General features: G+C 58.3%; 23 protein-coding genes. 15 read left to right on the top strand and 8 right to left on the bottom strand.

What is annotated here, in order from left to right; genetic code table 11:
• Positions 1 to 22 precede the first annotated feature (22 nt).
• Positions 23 to 826 (top strand): IclR family transcriptional regulator, encoded by an 804-nt coding sequence (locus JFT91_RS10670; RefSeq protein ID WP_201232365.1) that lies wholly within the window; start codon positions 23 to 25, stop codon positions 824 to 826.
• On the opposite strand, the gene JFT91_RS10665 is transcribed toward JFT91_RS10670, so the two are convergent.
• Positions 823 to 1,875, bottom strand: coding sequence for an NAD(P)-dependent alcohol dehydrogenase (locus JFT91_RS10665; protein WP_201230983.1), 1,053 nt, complete (start codon positions 1,873 to 1,875; stop codon positions 823 to 825). The genes JFT91_RS10670 and JFT91_RS10665 overlap by 4 nt on opposite strands.
• A 191-nt stretch (positions 1,876 to 2,066) precedes the next feature.
• Between JFT91_RS10665 and JFT91_RS10660 the strand changes: the two genes are divergently transcribed.
• Positions 2,067 to 2,957 carry an AraC family transcriptional regulator gene (locus JFT91_RS10660; protein WP_201148342.1) on the top strand — a complete coding sequence of 297 codons (891 nt, stop codon included), beginning with the start codon at positions 2,067 to 2,069 and terminating at the stop codon, positions 2,955 to 2,957.
• Between the two features lie 183 nt (positions 2,958 to 3,140).
• Here the strand turns inward: JFT91_RS10660 and JFT91_RS10655 are convergent, their stop codons facing one another.
• Positions 3,141 to 4,805, bottom strand: coding sequence for a 4Fe-4S dicluster domain-containing protein (locus JFT91_RS10655; protein ID WP_201232364.1), 1,665 nt, complete (start codon positions 4,803 to 4,805; stop codon positions 3,141 to 3,143).
• Positions 4,806 to 5,355: 550 nt separating this feature from the next.
• On the opposite strand from JFT91_RS10655, the gene JFT91_RS10650 reads away from it, so the two are divergent.
• The 10 genes from JFT91_RS10650 (at position 5,356) to JFT91_RS10605 (ending at position 14,782) form a co-directional block, all read left to right on the top strand.
• Positions 5,356 to 6,105, top strand: a complete 750-nt coding sequence (locus tag JFT91_RS10650; RefSeq protein WP_007908338.1) for an electron transfer flavoprotein subunit beta/FixA family protein — start codon at positions 5,356 to 5,358, stop codon at positions 6,103 to 6,105.
• The gene (locus JFT91_RS10645; protein WP_201230980.1) at positions 6,106 to 7,035 is read left to right on the top strand and encodes an electron transfer flavoprotein subunit alpha/FixB family protein; all 930 of its coding nucleotides are present in this window, start codon (positions 6,106 to 6,108) and stop codon (positions 7,033 to 7,035) included. It begins immediately after the preceding gene.
• 79 nt (positions 7,036 to 7,114) lie between these two features.
• A complete protein-coding gene (locus JFT91_RS10640) occupies positions 7,115 to 7,948 on the top strand; it encodes a substrate-binding periplasmic protein (protein WP_201232363.1) in 834 nt (277 codons plus the stop codon).
• Positions 7,949 to 7,957: 9 nt separating this feature from the next.
• Positions 7,958 to 8,314 carry a DUF4398 domain-containing protein gene (locus tag JFT91_RS10635; RefSeq protein ID WP_201230978.1) on the top strand — a complete coding sequence of 119 codons (357 nt, stop codon included), beginning with the start codon at positions 7,958 to 7,960 and terminating at the stop codon, positions 8,312 to 8,314.
• Positions 8,311 to 9,123, top strand: a complete 813-nt coding sequence (locus JFT91_RS10630) for an OmpA family protein (RefSeq protein ID WP_201232362.1) — start codon at positions 8,311 to 8,313, stop codon at positions 9,121 to 9,123. Before JFT91_RS10635 ends, JFT91_RS10630 begins: the two co-directional genes overlap by 4 nt.
• Before the next feature lie 202 nt (positions 9,124 to 9,325).
• Positions 9,326 to 10,765 carry an aminotransferase-like domain-containing protein gene (locus JFT91_RS10625; RefSeq protein ID WP_201232361.1) on the top strand — a complete coding sequence of 480 codons (1,440 nt, stop codon included), beginning with the start codon at positions 9,326 to 9,328 and terminating at the stop codon, positions 10,763 to 10,765.
• A gap of 78 nt (positions 10,766 to 10,843) precedes the next feature.
• Positions 10,844 to 11,314 (top strand): translation initiation factor 2, encoded by a 471-nt coding sequence (locus JFT91_RS10620; protein ID WP_201232630.1) that lies wholly within the window; start codon positions 10,844 to 10,846, stop codon positions 11,312 to 11,314.
• Positions 11,315 to 11,480: 166 nt separating this feature from the next.
• Positions 11,481 to 11,735 carry a YkgJ family cysteine cluster protein gene (locus JFT91_RS10615; RefSeq protein ID WP_201230974.1) on the top strand — a complete coding sequence of 85 codons (255 nt, stop codon included), beginning with the start codon at positions 11,481 to 11,483 and terminating at the stop codon, positions 11,733 to 11,735.
• Positions 11,736 to 11,776: 41 nt separating this feature from the next.
• Entirely contained in the window at positions 11,777 to 12,382 is a 606-nt protein-coding gene (locus JFT91_RS10610; RefSeq protein ID WP_201230973.1) for an START domain-containing protein, read from the top strand.
• Between the two features lie 306 nt (positions 12,383 to 12,688).
• Positions 12,689 to 14,782: an LTA synthase family protein gene (locus JFT91_RS10605; protein WP_201232360.1), complete on the top strand. Its 2,094-nt coding sequence runs from the start codon at positions 12,689 to 12,691 to the stop codon at positions 14,780 to 14,782.
• Positions 14,783 to 14,856: 74 nt separating this feature from the next.
• On the opposite strand, the gene JFT91_RS10600 is transcribed toward JFT91_RS10605, so the two are convergent.
• Positions 14,857 to 15,015 carry a DUF3309 family protein gene (locus tag JFT91_RS10600; protein ID WP_169432680.1) on the bottom strand — a complete coding sequence of 53 codons (159 nt, stop codon included), beginning with the start codon at positions 15,013 to 15,015 and terminating at the stop codon, positions 14,857 to 14,859.
• A gap of 324 nt (positions 15,016 to 15,339) precedes the next feature.
• Here JFT91_RS10600 and JFT91_RS10595 point away from each other — a divergent pair, with 324 nt between their 5' ends.
• The 3 genes from JFT91_RS10595 (at position 15,340) to csrA (ending at position 16,875) form a co-directional block, all read left to right on the top strand.
• Positions 15,340 to 16,155, top strand: a complete 816-nt coding sequence (locus JFT91_RS10595) for an SDR family oxidoreductase (RefSeq protein WP_201230971.1) — start codon at positions 15,340 to 15,342, stop codon at positions 16,153 to 16,155.
• 63 nt (positions 16,156 to 16,218) lie between these two features.
• Positions 16,219 to 16,551, top strand: a complete 333-nt coding sequence (locus JFT91_RS10590; RefSeq protein WP_201230970.1) for a YnfA family protein — start codon at positions 16,219 to 16,221, stop codon at positions 16,549 to 16,551.
• A gap of 138 nt (positions 16,552 to 16,689) precedes the next feature.
• Entirely contained in the window at positions 16,690 to 16,875 is a 186-nt protein-coding gene (csrA, locus tag JFT91_RS10585) for a carbon storage regulator CsrA (protein WP_201230969.1), read from the top strand.
• A gap of 5 nt (positions 16,876 to 16,880) precedes the next feature.
• Here csrA and JFT91_RS10580 read toward each other — a convergent pair whose 3' ends face one another.
• From JFT91_RS10580 to JFT91_RS10560, 5 genes are all read right to left on the bottom strand, one after another.
• Positions 16,881 to 17,108 carry a YheU family protein gene (locus tag JFT91_RS10580; protein ID WP_003192759.1) on the bottom strand — a complete coding sequence of 76 codons (228 nt, stop codon included), beginning with the start codon at positions 17,106 to 17,108 and terminating at the stop codon, positions 16,881 to 16,883.
• Positions 17,109 to 17,278: 170 nt separating this feature from the next.
• Complete coding sequence (locus tag JFT91_RS10575) at positions 17,279 to 18,469, bottom strand: osmoprotectant NAGGN system M42 family peptidase (RefSeq protein WP_201230968.1); 1,191 nt, start codon at positions 18,467 to 18,469, stop codon at positions 17,279 to 17,281.
• Between the two features lie 164 nt (positions 18,470 to 18,633).
• Positions 18,634 to 20,382, bottom strand: a complete 1,749-nt coding sequence (ngg, locus tag JFT91_RS10570; protein ID WP_201232359.1) for an N-acetylglutaminylglutamine synthetase — start codon at positions 20,380 to 20,382, stop codon at positions 18,634 to 18,636.
• A 3-nt stretch (positions 20,383 to 20,385) separates the two neighbouring features.
• Positions 20,386 to 22,158 carry an N-acetylglutaminylglutamine amidotransferase gene (locus JFT91_RS10565; RefSeq protein WP_201232358.1) on the bottom strand — a complete coding sequence of 591 codons (1,773 nt, stop codon included), beginning with the start codon at positions 22,156 to 22,158 and terminating at the stop codon, positions 20,386 to 20,388.
• 152 nt (positions 22,159 to 22,310) lie between these two features.
• Positions 22,311 to 24,044, bottom strand: a complete 1,734-nt coding sequence (locus tag JFT91_RS10560) for a dermonecrotic toxin domain-containing protein (protein WP_201232357.1) — start codon at positions 24,042 to 24,044, stop codon at positions 22,311 to 22,313.
• Positions 24,045 to 24,243: the final 199 nt, after the last annotated feature.

Raw genomic sequence — 24,243 nt, 5'->3', positions numbered from 1 at the left:
CGCTCAACGGTAAAGGCTGGATATGCAGGAAGACGCTCCGGAAAAAACCAAGGACGCCGCGCCCACCGGCACGCAAACGCTGCTGCGCGGCCTGGGTGTGGTGCAAGCGGTGGCCAGTGGTGCGCGCGATCTCAAGGAGATTGCCCGGCTGATCGGCACCACCCGCAGCACCACTCATCGCCTGGCCAGTTGTCTGGTGGACGAGCGCTACCTTCGCGTGGTGCCGCAAGTCGGTTATCTGTTGGGGCCGAAGCTGATCGAGCTGGGTTTCCAGGCACGCGAAGAGTTGCCGCTGGTGAGTCTGGCCGGGCCGTATCTGGACGAGTTGTCGGCACTGACCGGCGACACCGTTCATTTGGGGATTCGTGAAGGCGATGAAGTGCTGTACCTGCTGAAGAATCCGGGGCGTAATGGCCCGGAAATGCGTTCGCGGGTCGGCCATCGCATGCCGTTGGCGCGCACCGGGATCGGCAAGGCGTTGATGCTCGATGATTCAGCGCAGGATTGGCAACGGCTGTACGACATCAGCCTGCCGGCGGGTGGGAAAAGTCAGTTCCAGCCGCAGCATCCCCAGCAGTCGTGGGAACAGCTTGAGCAGCGCATGAGCGAATACGTCGCCGGTGGCTACGCATTCGATCTGGAGGATAACGAGCCATCGATCCGTTGCGTGGCGGCGCCGATCCGCGATGCGAGTAAACGCATCGTCGCAGCGATCAGTATCGCCAGTACGGTGCCGTACATGCCGCTGGAAAAAATGGCCGAGCTGATTCCCCTGATCAAAGGGGTCACAGCTCGGTTGTCAGCGGAGCTTGGCGCTAAGGTTTAAACCTTGAGCGTTGCCATGTCGATGACGAAACGGTATTTCACGTCGCCAGCGATCATGCGGGCGTAAGCCTCGTTGATCTGGCGAATGTCGAGCATTTCGATGTCGCAGGTGATGTTGTGCTCGGCGCAGAAATCCAGCACTTCCTGGGTTTCGGCGACGCCACCGATCAACGAACCGGCCAGCACGCGACGGCCCAGCACCAGTTTGGCGGCATGGACTGGCGGATCGATCGGCTCGATCAGCCCGACCAGAATGTGCACACCGTCGAAACGCAAGGTGTCGAGGTACGGGTTGAGGTCGTGCTGCACCGGAATGGTGTCGAGCAGGAAGTCGAAGTGACCGGCGGCGGCCTTCATCTGCTCGTCGTCGGTGGAGACGATCACGTGATCGGCGCCCTGACGACGACCTTCCTCGGCCTTGCTCGCCGAACGGGTGAACAAGGTCACTTCAGCGCCCATGGCTTTGGCGAACTTGATGCCCATATGGCCGAGGCCACCCATGCCGAGAATCCCGACCTTGTCGCCAGCCTTGACGCCGTAGTGCTTGAGCGGCGAGTAGGTGGTGATGCCGGCGCAGAGGATCGGTGCGGCGGCGGCCAGATCGAGCTTCTCCGGGATGCGTACGACGAAGTGCTCGCTGACGACGATGCTGTCCGAATAACCGCCCATGGTGTTGCTGCCATCGACCCGATCCGGAGTGGCGTAGGTCATGGTCGGACCTTCGAGGCAGTATTGCTCAAGGTTCGATTGGCAGGCTTCGCAGGTGCGGCAGGAGTCGACCATGCAGCCAACGCCAACCAGATCGCCTACTTTGTGACGGGTAACATTCGCACCGACGGCGGTGACTTTTCCGACGATCTCGTGGCCGGGCATCAACGGGTAAACAGCGATGCCCCATTCGTTGCGTGCCTGGTGGATGTCGGAGTGGCAGACGCCGCAGTAGAGGATTTCGATGGCAACGTCGTCGGCGCGCGGGCTGCGACGTTCGAATTTCATCGGGGCGAGGGGCGTGGTGGCCGATTGGGCGGCGTAGCCGATGGCGGTGTACATATGAAACCTCGCAAAAGCAATGACAGGTGAGGCGGCGCATTCTGGGCGCCGACCGCCGCTGCGGCCATGACGATTACTCCGGGTCTTATGCCTAATCCTCCGGCATGCGGGTTTGATCGGTCGCATTGGCAAAAGGATCTGCGATGATGCTTTTATCCCTTTTTCCATGATTTTTTTTGAAGAACACTTTGATGCAATTGACCCGTCACCTTGATGCCAATGCCAGGCTGGTTTCGCTGATCGAACCTTTGGCGCTGCGCGATGGTTATAGCCAGACCGGGCTTGCGGGCGTGCAGGTGCTGCGCGCCAGTTGCGACGTCGCCCGTGGCCCGCACATTTATGAGCCGAGCCTGATGATCATCGCCCAGGGCAGCAAACTGGCGTTTCTCGGGCCTCGGACGATGGAGTACGGTGCCGGGCATTATCTGATTCAGGCGCTGCCGGTGCCGTTCGAATGCGAAACCTTTGCCTTGCCGGATGCGCCGTTGCTGGGTGTTTCGGTGGCGATTGACCGGGTGCTGCTCGGTGAGCTGGTGCTGGCGATGGGGCTGGCGCCGGGCCGGCATATTCCGGCGCAGACGCCCGAGTCGATGACTTCGGTGGTGCTGGACGACGCCATGCGCGGATGCGTCGAGCGCTTGCTGAGTTGTCTGCACGATCCGCTGGAATGCCAGATTCTCGGGCCGGCGCGAGTGCGTGAGTTGTTGTTCACTGCACTGCGTGGGCCGCAGGCTGATGTGCTGCGCGCATTGGTGGAACAGCAGGGGCAGTTCGCACGGGTGGCGGCGTCGATCAGTCATCTGCATGCGCATTACACCGAACCGTTGAACGTCGAGACTTTGGCCGGTTGCGCGAATATGAGCGTGTCGACGTTTCACGAGCATTTCAAGCGCAGCACGTTGTTGTCGCCGGTGCAGTATCTGAAGCGCTTGCGACTGCTGAAGGCGCAGACGTTGCTCGTCGCGGAAGGGCTGGGCGTGGCGCAGGTGGCGCATCGGGTGGGGTATCAGAGCACGTCGCAGTTCAGCCGCGAGTACAAACGCTACTTCGAGCGCAGCCCGGGCGACGAACGCGCTGCCTGAGGATTTACACAATCATTGTGGGAGCTGGCTTGCCAGCGATGAGGCCGGCACATTCAGCATAGATATCGCCTGATCCACCGCCATCGCTGGCAAGCCAGCTCCCACAGGTATTGATGTGATGCACTGAATTATGGGCAACAAAAAGGCCCCCGATTCGGGAGCCTTGTTGTCCAGCAGGTCGACTTACATGTTTGGATAAGTCGGGCCGCCAGCGCCTTCCGGCGTGACCCAAGTGATGTTCTGCGAAGGGTCCTTGATGTCACAGGTCTTGCAGTGCACGCAGTTCTGGGCGTTGATCTGGAAGCGCTTCTCGCCGTCTTCCTTGGTGATCACTTCGTATACGCCGGCCGGGCAGTAGCGCTGCGCCGGTTCGTCGTACAGCGGCAGGTTTTTGCTGATCGGGATGCTCGGGTCGGTCAGCTTCAGGTGGCAAGGCTGTTCTTCTTCGTGGTTGGTACCGGAGATGAACACCGAGCTGAGTTTGTCGAAGCTGAGTTTGCCGTCGGGTTTCGGGTAGTCGATCTTCTTGCAGTCGGCCGCGAGCTTGAGGCAAGCGTAATCCGGCTTGGTGTCGTGCAGGGTAAACGGCAGTTTGCCGCCGAAGATGTTCTGATCGAGCCAGTTGAAACCGCCGCCGACGATGGCGCCGAACTTGTGGATCGCCGGGCCGAAGTTGCGGCTGGCGAACAGTTCGTCGTAGAGCCAGCTCTTCTTGAACGCGTCGACGTAAGTGGTCAGTTCTTCGGTGCCATCCTTTTCAGCGAACAGCGCCTCAGCCACCGACTCCGCGGCGAGCATGCCGGATTTCATTGCAGTGTGGCTGCCTTTGATCTTGGCAAAGTTCAGAGTGCCGAGGTCGCAACCGATCAGCGCGCCGCCTTTGAAGACCATTTTCGGCAGCGAGTTCAGGCCGCCCTTACAGATGGCGCGAGCGCCGTAGCTGATGCGCTTGCCACCTTCCAGGTACTGGGCCAGCACCGGGTGATGCTTGAGGCGCTGGAACTCGTCGAACGGCGACAGGTACGTGTTGCTGTAGGACAGGTCGACGATCAGACCGACTACGACCTGATTGTTTTCCAGGTGATAGAGGAACGAGCCGCCGGTGTTTTCTGTGCCCATGATGTCCAGTGGCCAACCGGCGGTGTGCACCACCAGGCCTGGCTGGTGTTTCGCCGGGTCGATTTCCCAGATTTCTTTCAGGCCGATGCCGTAGTGCTGGGCGTCGGCATCGCTGTCGAGGTTGAAGCGCTTGATCAGTTGCTTGCCGATGTGGCCACGGCAGCCTTCGGCGAACAGCGTGTATTTGCCACGCAGTTCCATGCCCGGGGTGTAGAGGCCTTCTTTCGGGTTGCCTTCGCGGTCGACGCCCAGATCACCGGTGATGATTCCGCGGACGATGCCTTGCTCGTCGATCAGCGCTTCCTGAGCAGCGAAGCCCGGGTAGATTTCTACACCGAGGTTTTCCGCCTGCTGGGCCAGCCAGCGGCACAGGTTGCCGAGGGAGATAATGTAATTGCCTTCGTTGTGCATGGTCTTGGGCACAAAGAAGTCTGGAATCTTTTGCGCGTTTTCGGCGTTTTTCAGCACGAAAATGTCGTCGCGGGTGACCGGTGTGTTCAGCGGTGCGCCGAGTTCTTTCCAGTCCGGGAACAGTTCGTTCAGAGCGCGTGGTTCGAACACGGCACCGGAAAGGATGTGTGCGCCGACTTCGGAGCCTTTTTCGACCACGCAGACGCTGATTTCCTTACCGGCTTCGGCGGCCTTCTGCTTCAGACGGCAGGCGGCGGACAGGCCAGCGGGGCCGGCACCGACGATGACCACGTCGAATTCCATGTATTCGCGTTCCACAGGCTATCTCCTACTCAAGGCTCAACAGTTTTTTTTCTAATTTGGAGGTTTGATGTCGCATCCGTTATGCCTTTACGTTAACGTCAAGGGGGATAAAGGAGAAGCCACCTTTCTCTCTAGGGGGCGCATTATATCTACACCACTCCTAGCGTCCAATACAAACGTTTGTTTGAATTGGCTCCAGCCCAGAGAAATCAAAGAAGCGCGGCTTATGAACGGCCATTTTGCCGTATTGACCGGAATAGGCGTTCCGGTCAAGATACGGGCGGTTTTGCGCTCGTCGTAGGCAGACTGGCGGTTTCAAGAGCACCTCTAAAGACAGGGCACAGGCAGTAGCAGGTGATGTGCAGCGCAGGTCCGGCGCGCAGTTTACACAGCGTGAAGATCCATGACTTGTCGGTCACCACTGACGAACGGTCACAGCGCTTCGCGACGTGAATCACCCCGCACCCACGTCGGCGTTTTTAGAGGTGCCCTTTTAGCCTGATGAGCATCAACCGCCAGGTTCGCCTAGGCGACTTTCTTTTCACCGGAGAGTAACGAGGAATCCATGAAGGTTCTTGTAGCTGTCAAACGCGTTGTGGATTACAACGTCAAGGTTCGCGTCAAGGCGGACAATTCCGGCGTCGATCTCGCCAACGTCAAGATGTCGATGAACCCGTTCTGCGAAATCGCAGTGGAAGAAGCCGTACGCCTGAAAGAGAAAGGTGTTGCGACTGAAATCGTCGTCGTCTCCATCGGCCCGACCACCGCTCAGGAGCAGCTGCGTACCGCACTGGCTCTGGGTGCCGACCGTGCCATCCTCGTCGAATCCGCTGAAGATCTGACTTCGCTGGCCGTGGCCAAACTGTTGAAAGCTGTTGTCGATAAGGAACAGCCTCAGCTGGTGATCCTCGGTAAACAGGCGATCGATAGCGACAACAACCAGACCGGCCAGATGCTCGCTGCATTGAGCGGTTACGGTCAGGGCACTTTCGCTTCGAAAGTCGAAGTCTCCGGTGACAGCGTTGCCGTGACCCGCGAAATCGACGGCGGCGCGCAAACCGTTTCGCTGAAACTGCCAGCGATCGTCACCACCGACCTGCGTTTGAACGAGCCGCGTTATGCGTCCCTGCCAAACATCATGAAAGCCAAGAAGAAGCCTCTCGAAGTGCTGACTCCGGACGCTTTGGGCGTTTCCACCGCCTCCACCAACAAGACCCTGAAAGTCGAAGCGCCGGCAGCACGCAGCGCGGGTATCAAGGTCAAGTCGGTGGCTGAACTGGTTGAAAAACTCAAGAATGAAGCGAAGGTAATCTAAATGACTATCTTGGTTATTGCTGAACACGACAACAAAGTGCTGGCCCCGGCCACACTGAACACCGTGGCTGCCGCAGCCAAAATCGGCGGCGACATTCACGTTCTGGTTGCCGGCCAAGGCGCTGGCGCCGTGGCTGAAGCCGCTGCGAAAATCGCTGGCGTGAGCAAAGTCCTCAACGCTGACAACGCGGCTTACGCGCATCAGCTGCCGGAAAACGTTGCTCCTCTGGTTGCAGAGCTGGGCGCTGGTTACAGCCACATCCTGGCTGCCGCGACCTCCAACGGCAAAAACATCCTGCCGCGCGTTGCCGCTCAGCTGGACGTTGACCAGATCTCCGAGATCATCTCGGTCGAAAGCGCTGACACTTTCAAGCGTCCGATCTACGCCGGTAACGCCATTGCTACCGTGCAATCGACCGCTGCGATCAAAGTGATCACCGTGCGTGCCACCGGTTTCGACCCGGTTGCTGCTGAAGGTGGTTCGGCCGCTGTTGAAGCGGTTGGTGCTGCGCACAACGCTGGCACTTCGAGCTTCGTTGGCGAAGAGCTGGCCAAGTCCGATCGTCCAGAGCTGACTGCTGCCAAGATCGTCGTTTCCGGCGGCCGCGGTATGCAGAACGGCGACAACTTCAAACACCTGTACGCTCTGGCCGACAAGCTGGGCGCTGCTGTTGGCGCTTCGCGCGCGGCAGTCGACGCAGGTTTCGTACCGAACGACATGCAGGTCGGTCAGACGGGCAAGATCGTTGCGCCTCAGCTGTACATTGCCGTCGGTATCTCCGGCGCGATCCAGCACCTGGCCGGCATGAAAGACTCCAAAGTGATCGTTGCGATCAACAAGGACGAAGAAGCGCCGATCTTCCAGGTGGCCGATTACGGTCTCGTGGCTGATCTGTTCGAAGCGGTACCCGAGTTCGAGAAGCTGGTCTAATCCAGCAGCCTGACTTATAAAGAGCCCGACCTTTTGGTCGGGCTTTTTTTGTCTCGGATTTGAGTGGGAGCGTTTTGCCATGGATCTGCGCTGCGGATTGCGTTACTCGGTATTGCTGGGGTTGGCCTTGTTGCCGGGTTTGGCCACGGCCGCCGGCAAGTGCGAGCGCCTCGTCGTCACTGGCAGCCCGGATGCGCCGCCCTACCTGTGGCAGGATCCACAAAATCCCAAGCAGTTGATCGGAGCCAGCGCTGATCTGTTGCAACAAGTGGCCAAAGACCTCGGTATCAAGGTCGAATTACTTTATGCCGGCAAACGCTCGCAAGCCCTTGATGAAGTGCGAAGCGGGCGCATGGACATGCTGGCCGACGCGCCGCTGACTTTTAATGAGCTGGAAAACCTCGACTACATTTACCCGCCGCTGCTGCAAAACGACTATCTGGTGTGGACGCGCAAAGGCTCGACACTGGTCTACAGCGAGGCCAAAGACCTCCATGGACACGCGGGTGCGTTGTCGGAAAAGTCTCGGATTACCCAGGCATTTGGCACTTTCGCCGAGCAGAATCTGACCCTCACCCGTACAGCAAACCTTACCCAGGCTCTGCAGAAATTGCTCCTCGGCGAAGTGGAATATGTACTCGCCGGTCGCTATTCGGGCATGGCCGCCGCACAGGCATTGGGGATGACCAACGACCTGCTGGCGTTTGAGCAACCCATTGATCGGCCGGGGCTGTTCCTGGCGGTTTCCCACAACTCAGCCTGCAACGATCCGTGGTTGCGCGGACAGTTGGCCAAAAAGATGACAGAATTGCCCGCGTCCGGACTGACAGAGGCCGCGCTGCAACGCAATATCGAACGCTGGAAGGCGCAGCAGCAACAACCGCAACAACCTGTCAGTGCCCCAAAACAGTAGGGATTCTTAGTGAGTATTCGACCTCTTTTCGCGGCTGTGGCCGTTCTGGCCCTGGCCGGTTGCGCCAGCGATCCGGCACCCAATGAACAAATGCGCCTCACCGAGCAGGCCATCACCCAGGCCAAGGCCGTCGGTGCCACTGCCGACGACGTGCCGGAAATGAAACTGGCCGAAGCCAAGTACGACCGCGCCAAAGGCAATATGGCTGACGAGTCCTATCGCAATGCGCGCATGCGTGCCGAGCAGGCCGAACTGGATGCACGTTTGGCTGAAGCCAAAGTGCTGACCCAGAAAAGTGAAGAACAGGTGAATGTGCTCAACACCCGCATCGTCCGTCTGCGCAAGCAACTGGGAGATGCCCAATGAGCCTCAAGTCCAAAGCCATCGGTGCACTGATCCTCGCCGGTTGCGCGAGCCTCTACGGCTGCGCCGGTCAACACAGCGAATCGGCTCTGCAAGAGGCGGGCGCTGACTTCCAGAAAGTCAAAGAAGACTCCAACGTGCTGCGCATCGCGCCGAAAGACGTGATCCGTGCCGGAGAATCCCTGGCCCGTGCCGATCGCCTGTCGACCTACTGGGGCAGCGGTTCGGACGTGGTGCATTACGCCTACCTGAGCCAGCGCTACAGCGAAATCGCCCGCGAGCACACCAATCAGGTGCTCAACGAAGAACGCATCGCCAAGCTCGAATTGGAGCGTCAGCGCCTGCAACTGGCCCTGCGGGAATCGAAACTGCTGAGCGTGCAGCAACAGGGCAAGTGGCTGGAAGAGCAGATCGTTGCGCTGGCCACCACGCAGACCGACCGGGGTCTGGTGATGACCCTCGGCGACGTGTTGTTTGATACCGGCGAGGCCGAGCTGAAAAACTCCGCCAACCGTGTAGTGCTGAAGATTGTGCAGTTCCTGCAACTGAACCCGAAACGCGTGGTGCGTATCGAGGGTTACACCGACAGTACTGGCGGCAAGCAGGAGAACCTCAAACTGTCTCGCGATCGCGCCCAAGCCGTGGCTGACGTGCTGATGGATCTGGGTATCGAGGACAAACGCATTCAAGTCGAAGGCTACGGCGACGAATACCCGGTGGACGCCAACGCTTCCGAGCGCGGGCGGGCACAGAACCGTCGGGTGGAAATCGTCTTCTCCGACGAAAAAGGCCAGCTCGGCGCCGCCCGCTAAGGGTTGCGTCTCTGGAAAGCCCGGACTGTCATGCAGTACCGGGCTTTTTTACGTCTGTCGAATGGCTCGCAAATCAGTACAGTCGGGGGCAGACACCGCACTGTATGGTCGACTAAAGTGGCAACTGTCCCAGTACACTTCTAAACTGTTCCGGTATTGTTTCACACAAGAATAAAATGCCCGTGAAATCGAGTGCTGCGTCATGACCAATCTCTTGCTCTACCAACGTATTGCTCAGCAACTGGCCGAAGACATTCGCCGTGGTGTCTATCAACCGGGGGAACGCGTGCCTTCGGTACGCAAGATGAGTTCGCAGCTCAACGTCAGCCATGCGACGGTATTGCAGGCTTATGCCAACCTCGAAGATCAGGGGCTGATTCGCGCACGGCCACAGTCCGGTTACTACGTACACCAGACGCCCGCGCTGACCGCACCGACGCCGGACATCGCCCGGGTCGAGCGACCGGGGCTGGTCACGCGCAGCAGTATCATTCAGCAGGTACTGGTCGAGTCGCGCCGCGAAGGCGTGTTCCCGTTGGGCGCAGCGGTGCCCAGCGTCGATTACTTGCCAGTGCGCGCGTTGCACCAGCAACTGGCCAAAGTCACCCGATTCCATAGCCCGCGCGCATTCAGCTACATGTTCAGTCCCGGTTTTGAACCGCTGCGCCGGCAAGTGGCGATCCGCATGCGCGACGCTGGCGTGGTAGTCGATCCGTCGGAGGTGGTGATCACCCATGGATGTGTCGATGCCCTGCAAATGTCGTTGCGGGTGCTTACCCGTCCGGGCGATCTGATTGCCGCAGAATCGCCAACTTACTATGGCCTCCTGCAGCTGGCCGATCTGCTGGGCCTGAAAGTCATTGAAATTCCCAGCGATCCTGCCACCGGCATGAGCCTCGAAGCGCTGCAACTGGCGGCCAACCAATGGTCGATCAAGGCGCTGGTGCTGACCACGCGCCTGAGCAATCCGCTGGGCGGCACCATGCCTGAAGAGCGGCAGAAACAGCTGCTGCGGCTAGCCTCGGATTTCGATATTCAGATCGTCGAAGACGATATTTATGGCGAACTCATGTTTGAGCAGGGGCGCACCAAGGCGCTGAAAGCCTACGACCGTCTGGACCGGGTGATCTATTGCTCGAGCTTCTCCAAGACCTTGTCGCCCGGTGTGCGCATCGGCTGGATGATCGCCGGCAAGTATCAGCAGGAAATCCAGCGCTTGCAGACGTTCACCACGCACTCGGCGTGCAGCGTTACGCAGATGGCGATTGCCGCTTATCTGGAAAACGGCGGTTATGACCGGCATTTACGGTACATCCGCCAGGAATACCGAAAAAATCTCAGCGCCTTCCAGTTGGCCGTGCAGCAGTACTTCCCCGAAGGCACGCAAATGACCCGGCCCACAGGCGGTTTCATCCTTTGGGTGAGTCTGCCGGGGAGGGTCAATACCCAGGAATTGCATGTTCGCGCATTGCAGCAGGGCATCAGCATTGCACCGGGACTGATCTTCAGTAATACCGAGCAGTTCAACCACTGTATCCGCCTGAATTGCGGCATTCCGTGGAACCGCGAGGCCGAGCGGGCGTTGATGACGCTGGGGTTGCTGGCGACGCAATTGTGTCAGGAAACGGCTGGCGGATTCTGAACGAACGAAGGGTCGCGCTTGTCTTGTGACGTCCAACAAGCGAGCATATGGCCCTCTGCCGTCAGACTCGTTGGGTCCATGAAAGCGATTTTTCCTGCCACCTGGGTTTTGCTGTGCTTGCTGATGATCGGTCATGCGCCTGCTGTTGTGGCGGCCACGGTTCAGGAAAAACCGGCCGCCACCAGTACAGCGAAAAAATCGGTGGCTGTGAAAAAAGCAGTGCCCGCCAAGAAGCCCCAACAGAAAATCGTCAAGAAACGCCCACCGATAGCTGCCAAGTCGAAACCCGCCAGTGAAGTGGCGAAAACCAAATTACCAGCGGCCAAACTCGATCTCAGCCTGCCCAGGGACATGGTTCAAGAACTGAAGCCCAAGGGAACCATTGACCTGCCTAAGCGCGAGCCAATCCTGCCGCAGATGTTCGGCGAAAAAAATAGCGGTTTCCAACTTAACGGCCGTCTGCTCAGCAACGAAATGCAGTTGCAACTGCGCAACGATGAGCGCCGCGAAGTGGAAGGCGCAGCGTTGGATTTCGAATTCAAACAGTAAATACCATCCGTCTGTGACCCGCAGACCAGACGCTTTGTCGGAGACTGGTCAGTCACATTCACTTATCGGTAAAAACCCCGGTTCAGGGAATTTTAAACAGCCGTTTTAGCGGTTACTCTGTTCCGCGTCTCTTTTACACATCGCCCGTCGCGAGGATTTGTTCGTCATGAAATGCCGTGAAGGCTGTGGCGCTTGCTGCATTGCCCCTTCCATCAGCTCACCGATTCCCGGCATGCCCCAGGGCAAACCTGCCGGCGAACGTTGCGTGCAACTTTCGGTCGAAAACCTGTGCAGCATTTTTGGCCGCCCGGAGCGCCCGGCAGTCTGTTCCGGCTTCTCTGCCGACATCGAAGTCTGCGGCAGCAGTTCGGAAGAAGCGATCAGACTGATCGGCTGGTGGGAGCAAATGACGGCGGCGTGATGTGTCAAACGAACGGAACTTCAACAATAAGGAATAAGACTATGGGTTCGCTGCATCGTATCGCTGTGTTGTGTGGTTTGACGGCTGTGCTGGCTACGTCGGTTGCTCAGGCGGAAGACTGGAAGGTCGCCAAGAACGAAGAGGGCATCAAGGTTTCTCTGAGTGAAGTGCCGGGTTCGGACTACAAGTCCTATCAGGGTGTCGCGCTGATGAAGACCACCGTTGCCAAACTGCGCGCACTGCAAGAAGACGTTTCCGGCGCCTGCGCCTGGATTCACGAGTGCAAAACCCAGAAGCTGCTCAAGCACGAAGGCGACCAGAGCTGGACCTACACCCAGTTCAACACGCCGTGGCCGGTCACGCCGCGTGACTCGGTGCTGCACGTCACCACCGTTGAAGGCGCTGATGGCAGCCTGACCCGTAACCTTGAAGGCGTGCCGAAGTACCTTCCGGAAGAGAAAGGTTTTATCCGTGTGGCACAGGTCAAAGGTTTCTGGAAGTTCGTACCAAAAGGTGATCAGGTCGAAGTGACCTATCAAGTGCACACTGAGCCAGGCGGCAGCGTGCCGGCGATGGTGGCCAACAAGTTCGTGGTGGATGCGCCGTTCAACACCCTCAAAGCTTTGAAAGAGCGCGCCGAGAAGTAAGCAACGCTTTGCACAAAAACGCCCCGATCGATTCGGGGCGTTTTGTTTTGTATCTATATTGTGTTTCCAGATATGCGTTGAACGAAATTTTCACAAAGCGTTCAAGACAATCCGCCCGCACTGTTTACACGCTGTTCCGGCTTTGAATGAAAGTGTCTGACAGCAGGGCAGTAATCAATGGCAATGGTGCGGGTGATCGTGCAACATTTGCGCACCGCGCACGCCCCGGGGTCTGGAATGACCAATAGAGGGCATGGCGCCGCTGTATTTTTTGCAACTTCAACTTCCAATGGGTCCTAAAACGACATGGCAAACCCGGACGCCCTGAATCAGCAGCGATCTTCCAGTCGCCTGCTGCAACCGACCGTCAAATCGCATCTGGCCTACACGCTGCTTTGTGCGCTGGTCATGATGGTGATGTTTTCCGTGCTGCGCCTCGCGCTGCTGGTCTACAACCGCGAGATGATCCTCGACACCCCGGCCTCGACCTTCCTCGAAGCCTTCGCCAACGGCCTGCGTTTCGACCTGCGCCTGGTGGTCTACGTGTGCATTCCGCTGGTGCTGGCGCTGTTCAGCGCCCGTGCCATGGCCGCGCGCGGCTTTTTCCGTCTGTGGCTCACCGTCGCTTCGAGCATCGCGCTGTTCCTCGGCCTGATGGAGATGGACTTCTACCGCGAGTTCCACCAGCGCCTTAACGGCCTGGTGTTCCAGTACGTGAAAGAAGACCCGAAAACCGTGATGAGCATGCTCTGGTACGGTTTCCCGGTGGTGCGCTATCTGCTGGCGTGGGTCATCGGCACGGTCATTCTGACCCTGGCATTCAAAGGTGCCGACCGCGCCACGCGTCCGCGCGGGCCTTTCAGTGGTGGCAGCGTCGGCACGCGTCAGATCGCGCCGTGGTATGCGCGCCTCGGGGTATTCGTGGTTTGCCTGCTGATCTGCGTGGTCGCCGCCCGTGGCACCCTGCGTCAGGGCCCACCGCTGCGTTGGGGGGACGTCTACACCACCGAATCGAACTTCGCCAACCAGCTCGGCCTCAACGGCACGCTGTCGCTGATCGCGGCTGCCAAGGACCGCATGGGCGAAGACCGCGACAACATCTGGAAAGCCACACTGCCGCAAGAACAGGCGCAGAAAGTGGTACGCGAGATGCTGGTGATGCCGGACGACAAACTGGTCGACGCTGACATCGCTGCCGTGCGCCGTGATTACACGCCACCCGCCGACAAAACCCTGCCGATCAAGAACGTTGTCGTGATCCTCATGGAGAGCATGGCCGGTCACTCCGTCGGTGCCTTGGGCGCGCCGGGCAACATCACGCCGTATCTGGACAAATTGTCGAAAGAAGGCCTGCTGTTCGACCGCTTCTTCTCCAACGGCACGCATACCCACCAGGGCATGTTCGCCACCATGGCGTGCTTCCCTAACCTGCCGGGTTTCGAATACCTGATGCAGACACCGGAAGGCAGCCACAAGCTGTCGGGTCTGCCGCAGTTGCTCAGCGCACGCAAGTATGACGACGTCTACGTCTATAACGGCGACTTCGCCTGGGACAACCAGTCGGGCTTCTTCAGCAACCAGGGCATGACCAACTTCGTTGGCCGTAACGACTTCGTCAACCCGGTGTTCTCCGATCCGACCTGGGGCGTGTCCGACCAGGACATGTTCGACCGCGGTCTGGTCGAGCTGAAGGCACGGGAAAACGGCAAGCCGTTCTACGCCTTGTTGCAAACCCTGTCGAACCACACGCCGTATGCCTTGCCGACGCCATTGCCGGTCGAGCGCGTAACCGATCGTGGCAGCCTCAACGAACACCTGACCGCCATGCGCTACTCCGACTGGGCGCTGGGCCAGTTCTTCGAGAAGGCGCGTAAAGAGCCGTACTTCAAGGAGACCCTGTTTGTCATCGTCGGCGACCACGGTTTCGGCAACGAGCGCCAGATCACCGAAATGGACCTGGGTCGCTTCAACGTGCCGATGCTGATGATCGCGCCGGGCATCCAGGACAAGTTCGGCACCCGTGACCACACCGTGGGTACGCAGATCGACATCGTGCCGACCATCATGGGTCGTCTCGGTGGCGAAGTGCGTCATCAGTGCTGGGGCCGTGACCTGCTCAACCTGCCGGAAGGCGACACCGGTTTCGGTGTGATCAAGCCGTCGGGCAGCGAGCAGACCACTGCGATCGTCACCGCTGACCAGATTCTCGTGCTGCCGAAAGAGAAAGAAATGGCACCGAAGATCTATCAGTACCAGTTGGGCGCCAACCCAAGTGCCGAGATCATTCCTGATGCTCCGCGCACCGCCGAGTTGAAACTCAAGCTTGAGGCGTTCCTGCAAACAGCGACCAAGAGTCTGATGGACAACACCGCCGGTGTGATTAACGGCAAGCCGGACTGATTGCTCGTGCAATAAACTCCGCGCGATAAAAAAGAGGCCCTGAAAAGGGCCTCTTTTTTTTGCGGCTTAGATCGTTATATCCGGCCAAGTAGCAACAGCACCAACAGCACGACCAGCACCACACCAATAATGCCCGACGGACCATAGCCCCAACTTCTGGAGTGCGGGAAGACCGGCAGACCACCGATCAGCAACAGGATCAGGATAATGATAAGAATTGTGCCCATGTCGATTTCCTTGTTGAGAGAGTTCGAGAAGTCTTGGTGTTCAAAGGGCGGCTGGAGAGTAAGTAATTTCCAGACGGCTTACAAAATCCGACCGGTGCGAATGAAAGAAAATTCAATGTTTTTTTAATGTATTTGGATTGCTCGCTTATTTCGTTTGAAGCGCAAGATCAAAAGATCGCAGCCTGCGACAGTGCCTGCGTGAATCGGTGTAGGGACTGCCGCAGGCGGCGATCTTTTGATCCTCCATTCAGCAACTTGATGGAGCGTGGGCGCGCGCAGAACCTTCGCTACACTCCGCGCATCTTCCCCGGAACAACAAGGCTGTCTGCTATGCAAAATCGCATGATGATCACTGGCGCGGGCTCGGGTTTGGGCCGCGAAATCGCACTGCGCTGGGCACGTGAAGGCTGGCAGCTGGCCTTGTCCGACGTCAGCGAACCCGGCTTGCAGGAAACCCTGAAACAGGTTCGCGAGGCGGGCGGCGACGGTTTCATCCAGCGCTGCGATGTGCGCGATTACAGCCAGCTCACGGCCTTCGCCCAGGCCTGTGAAGAGAAGCTCGGCGGCATCGACATCATCGTCAACAACGCTGGCGTGGCCTCGGGCGGTTTCTTCAGCGAGCTGTCGCTGGAAGATTGGGACTGGCAGATCGCAATCAACCTGATGGGCGTGGTCAAGGGCTGCAAAGCGTTCCTGCCGCTGTTGGAACAAAGCAAAGGCAAGATCATCAACATCGCCTCCATGGCCGCACTGATGCAAGGCCCGGCAATGAGTAACTACAACGTGGCCAAGGCTGGCGTGGTTGCGCTCTCGGAAAGCTTGCTGATCGAACTGGCGCAGCAGGAAGTTGGCGTGCACGTGGTCTGCCCGTCCTTCTTCCAGACCAACTTGCTCGATTCCTTCCGTGGCCCGACTCCGGCCATGAAAGCGCAAGTTGGCAAGTTGCTGGAAAGTTCGCCGATCACCGCCGCCGACATCGCCGACTACATTTATCAGCAAGTAGCCGCCGGTGAATTCATGATCCTTCCCCACGAACAAGGGCGCATGGCCTGGGCGATCAAGCAGAAGAACCCGCAACTGCTCTATAACGAAATGACGTCGATGGCCGAGAAAATGCGCGCCAAGGCCAAACAGAACAACGGCTGACCTTGCCCGTTGGTGCTCGCCTCGTTAGGGTGGCCGCCTGGGTCACCTTGCCGAGATGTGTGCATGCTTAATTATTTGTGGTTCTTCCTCGCGGCGTTGTTTGAAATCGCCGGTTGTTTCGCCTTCTATATGTGGTTGCGCCAGGGCAAAAGTGCGTTGTGGGTAATTCCGGCACTGCTCAGCCTGACCCTGTTCGCGCTGTTGCTGACGCGTGTCGAAGCGGCTTACGCCGGCCGCGCTTATGCCGCTTACGGTGGCATTTATATCGTTGCTTCGATCGGCTGGCTGGCGGTGGTGGAGCGCGTGCGTCCGCTGGGTTCGGATTGGATCGGCGTGGCGTTGTGCGTGATCGGCGCCAGCGTGATTCTGTTCGGGCCGCGCTTCTCTGCGGCCTGAATCGATGGTTTTGTGGGAAGCGTCTGACAGCTCAATGCTGGCGAAGGTGTAAGGCAAGACTGATTTGCCGGCCGTGCATTGTGGCGCGCCGGCAAGCCGCGCATCTTCAGGGTTTGCTAACCCTGAAGGACGAACCTCATGCTTGTACTCAGCCGTGTTGTTGGTGAGTTGATTTCCATCGGTGACGACATTTCCCTGCGCGTTTTGTCAGTCAACGGTTCCAGCGTGCGCTTTGGCGTCGACGCGCCACAGAAGGTCAATGTTCATCGCTCGGAGGTCTATGACCGGATCCAGCGCAAGCAGGCTGCGGAAAAAGCGCGCTGAAGGTTTCAGTCGAAAAGGTGCTTGGGCACGTCGTGCTTGAGCATCAACTGGCACTGCTCGCTTTCCGGATCGAAGACGATCAGTGCCTGGCCCTTGGTCAGTGCCTGGCGCACGCGCAGCACGCGGGTTTCCAGCGGCGTGTCATCACCGTTGTCGGTACCGTCGCGGGTGACGAAATCTTCGATGAGACGGGTGAGGGTGTCGACTTCAAGAGCGTCGTAGGGAATGAGCATGGGCACCTCGGCTGAATCAATGTCGGGATGCTACGGCGATTGCCGGTTGCCTGCCAGTTTTGTGTTGCTTGATCTGGCCCCTTCGCGAGCAGGCTCGCTCCCACATTTGTAATGCGTTTCCCTGTGGGAGCGAGCCTGCTCGCGAAGGCGATGGTTCTGCCAACAATGATTTAACTGTCCGAACGCTGCCCCACCAGACTGTCCACCGACGGCACCCGCGTATCGCTTTCCATCTGCGTGTCATGCTCGATCTGATGACTGAAGCGATCGAGCGATGCATTCGCTGGCGCCGCATCGCTGGCAAACACCGGCGGACTCAAGATGTAGGCGCCAAGCAAGCGACTCAGCGCCGCCAGACTGTCGATGTGCGTGCGCTCATAGCCGTGCGTCGCATCACAACCAAACGCCAGCAGCGCCGTACGAATGTCGTGGCCGGCCGTCACTGCCGAGTGCGCGTCGCTGAAGTAATAGCGGAACAGGTCGCGGCGCACCGGTAGCTCGTTGTCACTGGCCAACCGCAGCAAATGTCGCGACAAGTGATAGTCATACGGGCCGCCGGAATCCTGCATCGCCACGCTCACCGCGTGTTCGCTGGAATGCTGCCCCGGCGCCACTGGCGCAATGTCGATGCCGACAAATTCACTGACGTCCCACGGCAACGCTGCAGCGGCGCCACTGCCGGTTTCTTCGGTAATGGTGAACAGCGGATGGCAGTCGATCATCAATTCCTGGCCGCTGTCGACGATGGCTTTCAGCGACGCCAGCAACGCGGCAACGCCCGCCTTGTCATCGAGGTGGCGGGCGCTGATGTGCCCGCTTTCGGTGAATTCCGGCAGTGGATCGAAGGCCACCACGTCACCGACGCTGATACCCAGCGAATCACAATCGGCTTTGGTTGCGCAGTAGGCATCCAGGCGCAATTCGACGTGATCCCAACTGATCGGCATCTCGTCCACCGCCGTGTTGAATGCATGCCCGGAAGCCATCAACGGCAACACGCTGCCGCGAATCACGCCGTTGTCGGTAAAGAGGCTGACGCGACTGCCCTCGGCAAATCGGCTCGACCAGCAACCGACCGGCGCGAGGGTCAGGCGCCCGTTGTCCTTCACCGCGCGAACGGCGGCGCCAATGGTGTCGAGGTGCGCAGACACCGCACGGTCCGGGCTGTTCTTTTTGCCCTTGAGCGTGGCGCGAATGGTGCCGCGCCGGGTCATTTCAAACGGGATGCCGAGTTCTTCCAGGCGCTCGGCGACATAGCGCACGATGGTGTCGGTGAACCCGGTAGGGCTGGGAATGGCGAGCATTTCCAGAAGGACTTTTTGCAGGTAGTTCAGATCCGGTTCGGGGATTTGAAGGGTCATGGAAACTCCTGATGGGTTGAGCACATCGATGGTTTCGATGAGGAAAATGTGTGGTGAATGCGAGTCGGCCTTCGCGAACAAGCTGTGCTCCTGTCCTACAGGGAGCGCAATGACATGTAGGAGCAAAGCTTGCTCGCGAAGGCGTCAGTCCAGTCACCAAGGATTCAAGAAACAGCCGGCTGACTGTGCGGAAACAACAAATCGACAAACCGCTCAGCCGTCGGCTGCGGCTCATGATTGGCCAGACCGGCTCGCTCGTTGGCCTCGATAAACACGTACTCCGGCTGATCCGCCGCTGGCACCATCAAGTCGAGCCCGACCATCGGAATATCCAGCGCCCGCGCCGCCCGCACCGCCGCATCGACCAGTGTCGGATGCAGAATTGCCGTGACATCTTCCAGCGTTCCGCCGGTGTGCAGATTGGCCGTACGGCGCACAAACAAATGCTCGCCGGCCGGCAAAATGCTGCTGTAGTCGTAACCGGCCGCATGCAAGGTGCGCTGGGTTTCGTGATCCAGCGGGATTTTGCTTTCGCCGCTGGTAGCCGCTTGCCGACGCCGGCTCTGCGCCTCGATCAACGCGCCAATCGAATGCTGACCATCACCGACCACTTCTGCCGGCTTGCGAATCGCGGCGGCGACCACTTCAAAACCAATCACCACAATCCGCAGGTCGAGACCTTCATGGAAGCTCTCAAGCAGCACGCGAGTGTCAAATTGCCGGGCGGATTCAATGGCCTGCTGCACCTCTTCAATGCTCTGCAGATCCACCGCCACGCCTTGGCCCTGCTCACCGTCGAGGGGTTTGACGACCACCCGTTGATGTTCATCGAGAAACGCCAGATTGTCGTCAGCATTACCGGCCAATTGCTGCGACGGCAGCTGTAGACCTGCGGCTTTCAGCACCTTGTGCGTCAGGCTTTTGTCCTGACACAGACTCATGCTGATCGCACTGGTCAGATCGCTCAACGACTCGCGGCAACGCACGCGCCGGCCGCCGTGGCTGAGGGTAAACAGCCCGGCGTCGGCGTCATCCACTTGCACATCGATACCACGCCGATGAGCCTCCTCAACGATGATCCGCGCATACGGATTGAACTGCGCCTCTGGCCCCGGGCCGAGAAACAGCGGTTGATTGATGCCGTTCTTGCGCTTGATCGCAAAGGTCGAGAGATTGCGAAAACCGAGCTTGGCGTAAAGGCTTTTGGCCTGACGGTTATCGTGCAAAACCGACAGATCCAGATAGCTCAAACCGCGACTCATGAAGTGTTCGATCAAGTGCCGCACCAGCACTTCGCCGACACCCGGTCGCGAGCATTGCGGATCGACTGCCAGGCACCACAGGCTGCTGCCGTTTTCCGGGTCGTTGAATGCCTTGTGATGATTCAGGCCCATGACGCTGCCGATCACCGCGCCGCTGTCATCGTCCTCGGCCAGCCAATACACCGGGCCGCCCTGATGATGTGGGGTCAGCAGTGAGGCATCGATCGGCAACATGCCGCGCGCCTGATAAAGAAGATTGATCGCCTGCCAGTCCGCCTCACTCTGTGCGCGGCGGATACGGAAGCCGCGAAAAACCCGGGTGGCCTGACGGTAGTCGCTGAACCACAGGCGCAAGGTATCGGACGGGTCGAGAAACAGTTGCGTCGGCTCCAGCCCGAGAATCTGCTGCGGCGCGGCGACGTACAGGGCGATATCACGCTCGCCGGGCTGCTCGTTAAGCAGTTCCCGGGCCAGTGAGGCCGGGTCGGGAAAGGTGTGGCCGATCAGCAACCGGCCCCAACCGCAATGTACGGCGATAGGATCGGCAGCCAGTGCGCTGCCGTCTTCGGCCAAACGCGCCTGCAAGCGTTCATAGGACGGTGTCTGACCGCGGATCAGGCGTTGGTTGATGGCCGTGGCATGGGGTTTCATCGATCAGATTCCTTGTTCACTGAGCCACAGGTTCAGGGCCGCCAGTTGCCACAGTTTCGAGCCGCGCAATGGCGTCAGTTGGCCCTGCGGATCGGTCAGCAATTTATAGAGCATCGCTGGGTTGAACAGGCCGCGATCCTGGCTCGGATCGAGCAGCAGTTCGCGCACCCAGTTCAGCGTATCGCCCTGCAAATGCTTGAGACCAGGCACCGGGAAGTAACCTTTCTTGCGGTCGATCACTTCGCTGGGGATGACTCGACGCGCGGCTTCTTTCAACACTTGCTTGCCGCCGTCGGGCAGCTTGAATTTGCCCGGTACGCGGGCAGACAGTTCTACCAGTCGGTAATCGAGAAACGGCGTACGTGCTTCAAGGCCCCAGGCCATGGTCATGTTGTCGACGCGTTTGACCGGGTCGTCGACCAGCATCACTGTGCTGTCCAGACGCAGGGCTTTGTCCACCGCTGCGTCGGCACCGGGCTGTGCGAAATGTTCCTTCACGAAGTCGCCGGCGGCGTCATGAGCGGTCAGCCATTTTGGCTGTACGGTGGCAGCGTAATCGTCATAGCTGCGGTCAAAAAATGCGTTGCGGTAGGCCGTGTAAGGATCGGCCGCGCCATCGACTTGCGGATACCAGTGATAACCGGCGAACAGCTCATCGGCGCCCTGGCCGCTCTGTACCACCTTGCAGTGCTTGGCCACTTCACGCGACAGCAAATAGAACGCGATGCAGTCGTGGCTGACCATTGGTTCGCTCATCGCGCGGAACGCGGCGGGCAACTGCTCGATGATCTCTTTTTCGTCGATGCGCAATTGATGGTGCTGCGTGCCGTAATGCTTGGCGATCAGATCCGAATACTGGAATTCGTCGCCGCGCTCGCCACCGGCATCCTGAAAGCCGATGGAAAAGGTCGACAGGTTCTCCACGCCGACTTCACGCAGCAAGCCGACGAGCATGCTCGAATCGACACCGCCGGAGAGCAGCACGCCAACGTCCACTGCCGCGCGTTGACGAATCGCCACCGCTTCGCGGGTGCTGTCGAGGACGCGGTCGACCCAGTCTTCGAGGGTCAGATTTTTCTCGTCCTCGTGTGGGCCGTAGGGCAGGGTCCACCAGGTTTTCTGTTCGGTGGTGCCATCGGCTTCAACACGCATCCAGGTCGCTGGCGGCAGCTTTTCGATACCGGCCAGCAACGTGCGCGGCGCGGGCACCACAGCGTGGAAGTTCAAGTAGTGGTTGAGCGCTACCGGATCGAGGATCGGGTTGATGTCGCCACCCTTCAGCAGTGCCGGCAGCGCCGACGCAAAGCGCAGGCGCTGACCGGTACGCGACAGGTACAGCGGCTTCACGCCGAGACGGTCACGGGCGATGAACAGGCGCTTGGCGTCGCGTTCCCAAATGGCGAAGGCAAACATGCCGTTGAGCTTTGGCAGCAGCGCTTCGCCCCAGGCGTGATAACCCTTGAGCAGCACTTCGGTGTCACCACCGGAATAGAAGGCGTACCCCAGCGCTTCGAGCTCTGCACGCAGTTCCGGAAAGTTGTAGATCGCGCCGTTAAAGGCTAGCGAAAGGCCCAGTTGACTGTCGATCATCGGCTGCGCCGAGCCATCCGACAGGTCCATGATTTTCAGGCGTCGATGACCCAGGGCAATCGGCCCTTGGGCATGGAAGCCCCACGCGTCGGGGCCGCGAGGGGCCAGGTGATGGGTGATTCGCTCAATGGCTGCAAGGTCTGCAGGTTGATGATCAAAACGTAACTCGCCAGCTAATCCGCACATATAGTCCTTACCGGTTTTTCCGTTGGGGAGGGTATTTCTTCAGTGGCCGACATGGCCGGTACTCAGAAACTGACCCGTGTGAAATTCAGGAGTTTTAGATCGATAAGTTATAAGACCGCTGGCGGTGTCGCTGCGCCCAGACCTTTATCGGATCATTCCGGGCGCCGAGTCACAGCTTGCTTGTGCTGCAAACTCCAGCCACTGCCAGGCGAATACACCACGGGTGGGCGATATGCACTGCCAGTTAACGGATGGCGAATGCGCCAGGCCAGAGGGTTGCGCTCAACCTCATAGATCCGTCCGTCAATCCTGATGAAATGCATTCCATTGAAGTTGAGCACCCGGTGGTCATCTTGATCGGAACCGGCCAGATCCTTGACCCGGTTTTCGACTTGAGCGCGTTGTTCGTACCCGGCCAGCGCGCGCCTCCACAGCAGATCACTGTTTTTGTGGGCATTGGCGTGATCTTCTATCTCGAACTCTTTGAAGTAGTCCGCCAACACGTTTTTTGCAGTGCAGCTTGAGTCGCAAACTTCTTCGGACGCCAATGTTTCCTTGATATCCAACAGCTTGTTGAGCGCCGTATGCTTATTGCTGCAGGACCAGTCTTCTACACCGGTAAATACTTCGCTTAGCAATGCATCCACCGCACTTCGGCGGATGCGCTGGCTGAAGTCATACAGCACCGTCTCGGACAGCGGTGGGCGTTGTTGCAGCACGGTATTTTCACGACGGTTGCTGTGGATTGACTGGTCAATGTCTGCTTTGGGAACCGCCACTCGTTTGGCGTCGGAGAAGAACTTGTTCACTTTCCTGGTAAATAGGTAGTTGAACAGTCCCTGAGTTAACGGGGTAAAGCTTATGTCCTCGGTAATCGAAATGTCGTGGAGATTTTTCTTTAGAAACTCTTCTTGATCGCTCTGGTTCAAGCCAGATGCGAATAACTCGCGGAGGGACGTCAGGCCAATCATGTTGGCGGCCAGTCTGATTCTGCAGTTGTCCTCGTCATCATCCTGGTAGAAAATCGAACCCGGGTCTTCAGGCACATATAAAAAGTAGCGATCCTTCGTTGACTCATTTGTCAGTCGACACACGATGAGTACTGCGTCTACAACATATTTGCGAAAAAGTTGTACTGAATAGAGCTGGACAGGCGAGTTGTTGAATGTGCTGCCGTTAAGTATGTCTTCGTGGCCATCCACAAGTTGGGTTAGCATGAGCAGCGCAGACTGATGAATAGCATCGTTGAAGTATTGGGTGTACGCCGCCAGCTTCATGTCGAGTCTGGCAAGTTGCTCGGCATGTAACCGGACACTGGAAACGCGGAGTATATGGCTGACGTATTTCTGGTACTCGTTACCCAGGTCCAGATTGCGACTCAGGGCAGCGAATGAATGCGCAGTGATCTTGCTGTCTGTAGGGCCTTCGGCTGGCGCGTCTGACAAATCGGCTAACGTTTCGCTATCGGTGGAGAAATAATCAACGGCGGCTTCTGCGTTGCTGAAGTTCAGCATGGCCGCCTGCAGCAGGGTGTAGACATGCTTGCCTCTCTTCGAGGAGGCCTTGGGCTTGAGTCTGATTTTATCCCCCACCCTGAATTGAGTTCCGTACGTTTTACGCAGTTCTTCCTGAAGCTTTCTTCGGCAAAAAACAGCGGGATGATCAATGTTGGTTAGCAGGTTTTCGAAATAAGTTCGGTAAGGAAGAAACTTTTCAAGTGCAGAGCGATACGCATCGATTCTTGTTTTTTCGGCGTTGGGCAGTTTGTCGGTTATACATTTTTCGATGGTTTTGGCTTTGTCCCAATCATTGATCCTGTTGAATACTCCGTTGAGCGGCTCGTTGTTTGGCGGAGTGGTAAATGAATTCTCCATTGATGAAGTCATGCGGGAAGTCTCGTATCGGAAAGGAAACTTGATATTAGGCGCATTGAGTGCGAAAAAATAACGCCATTAATGAATGGTTTAGGGGCAAGGTTCAGCTGAATTTTGAACGTTTGATATACCTATGTACCGCACATTTATCGAGGAAGTGTGCCTGTTGCAATGCCAGTGAAAATGATCAGTTTTTATGTTTGCCGTTTTG

It is taken from the genome of Pseudomonas sp. TH08 (genome assembly GCF_016651275.1).
GTDB lineage: Bacteria > Pseudomonadota > Gammaproteobacteria > Pseudomonadales > Pseudomonadaceae > Aquipseudomonas.
Note: the sequence above shows the minus strand (reverse complement) of the source record. Positions and strands in the feature narration are given on the sequence as shown.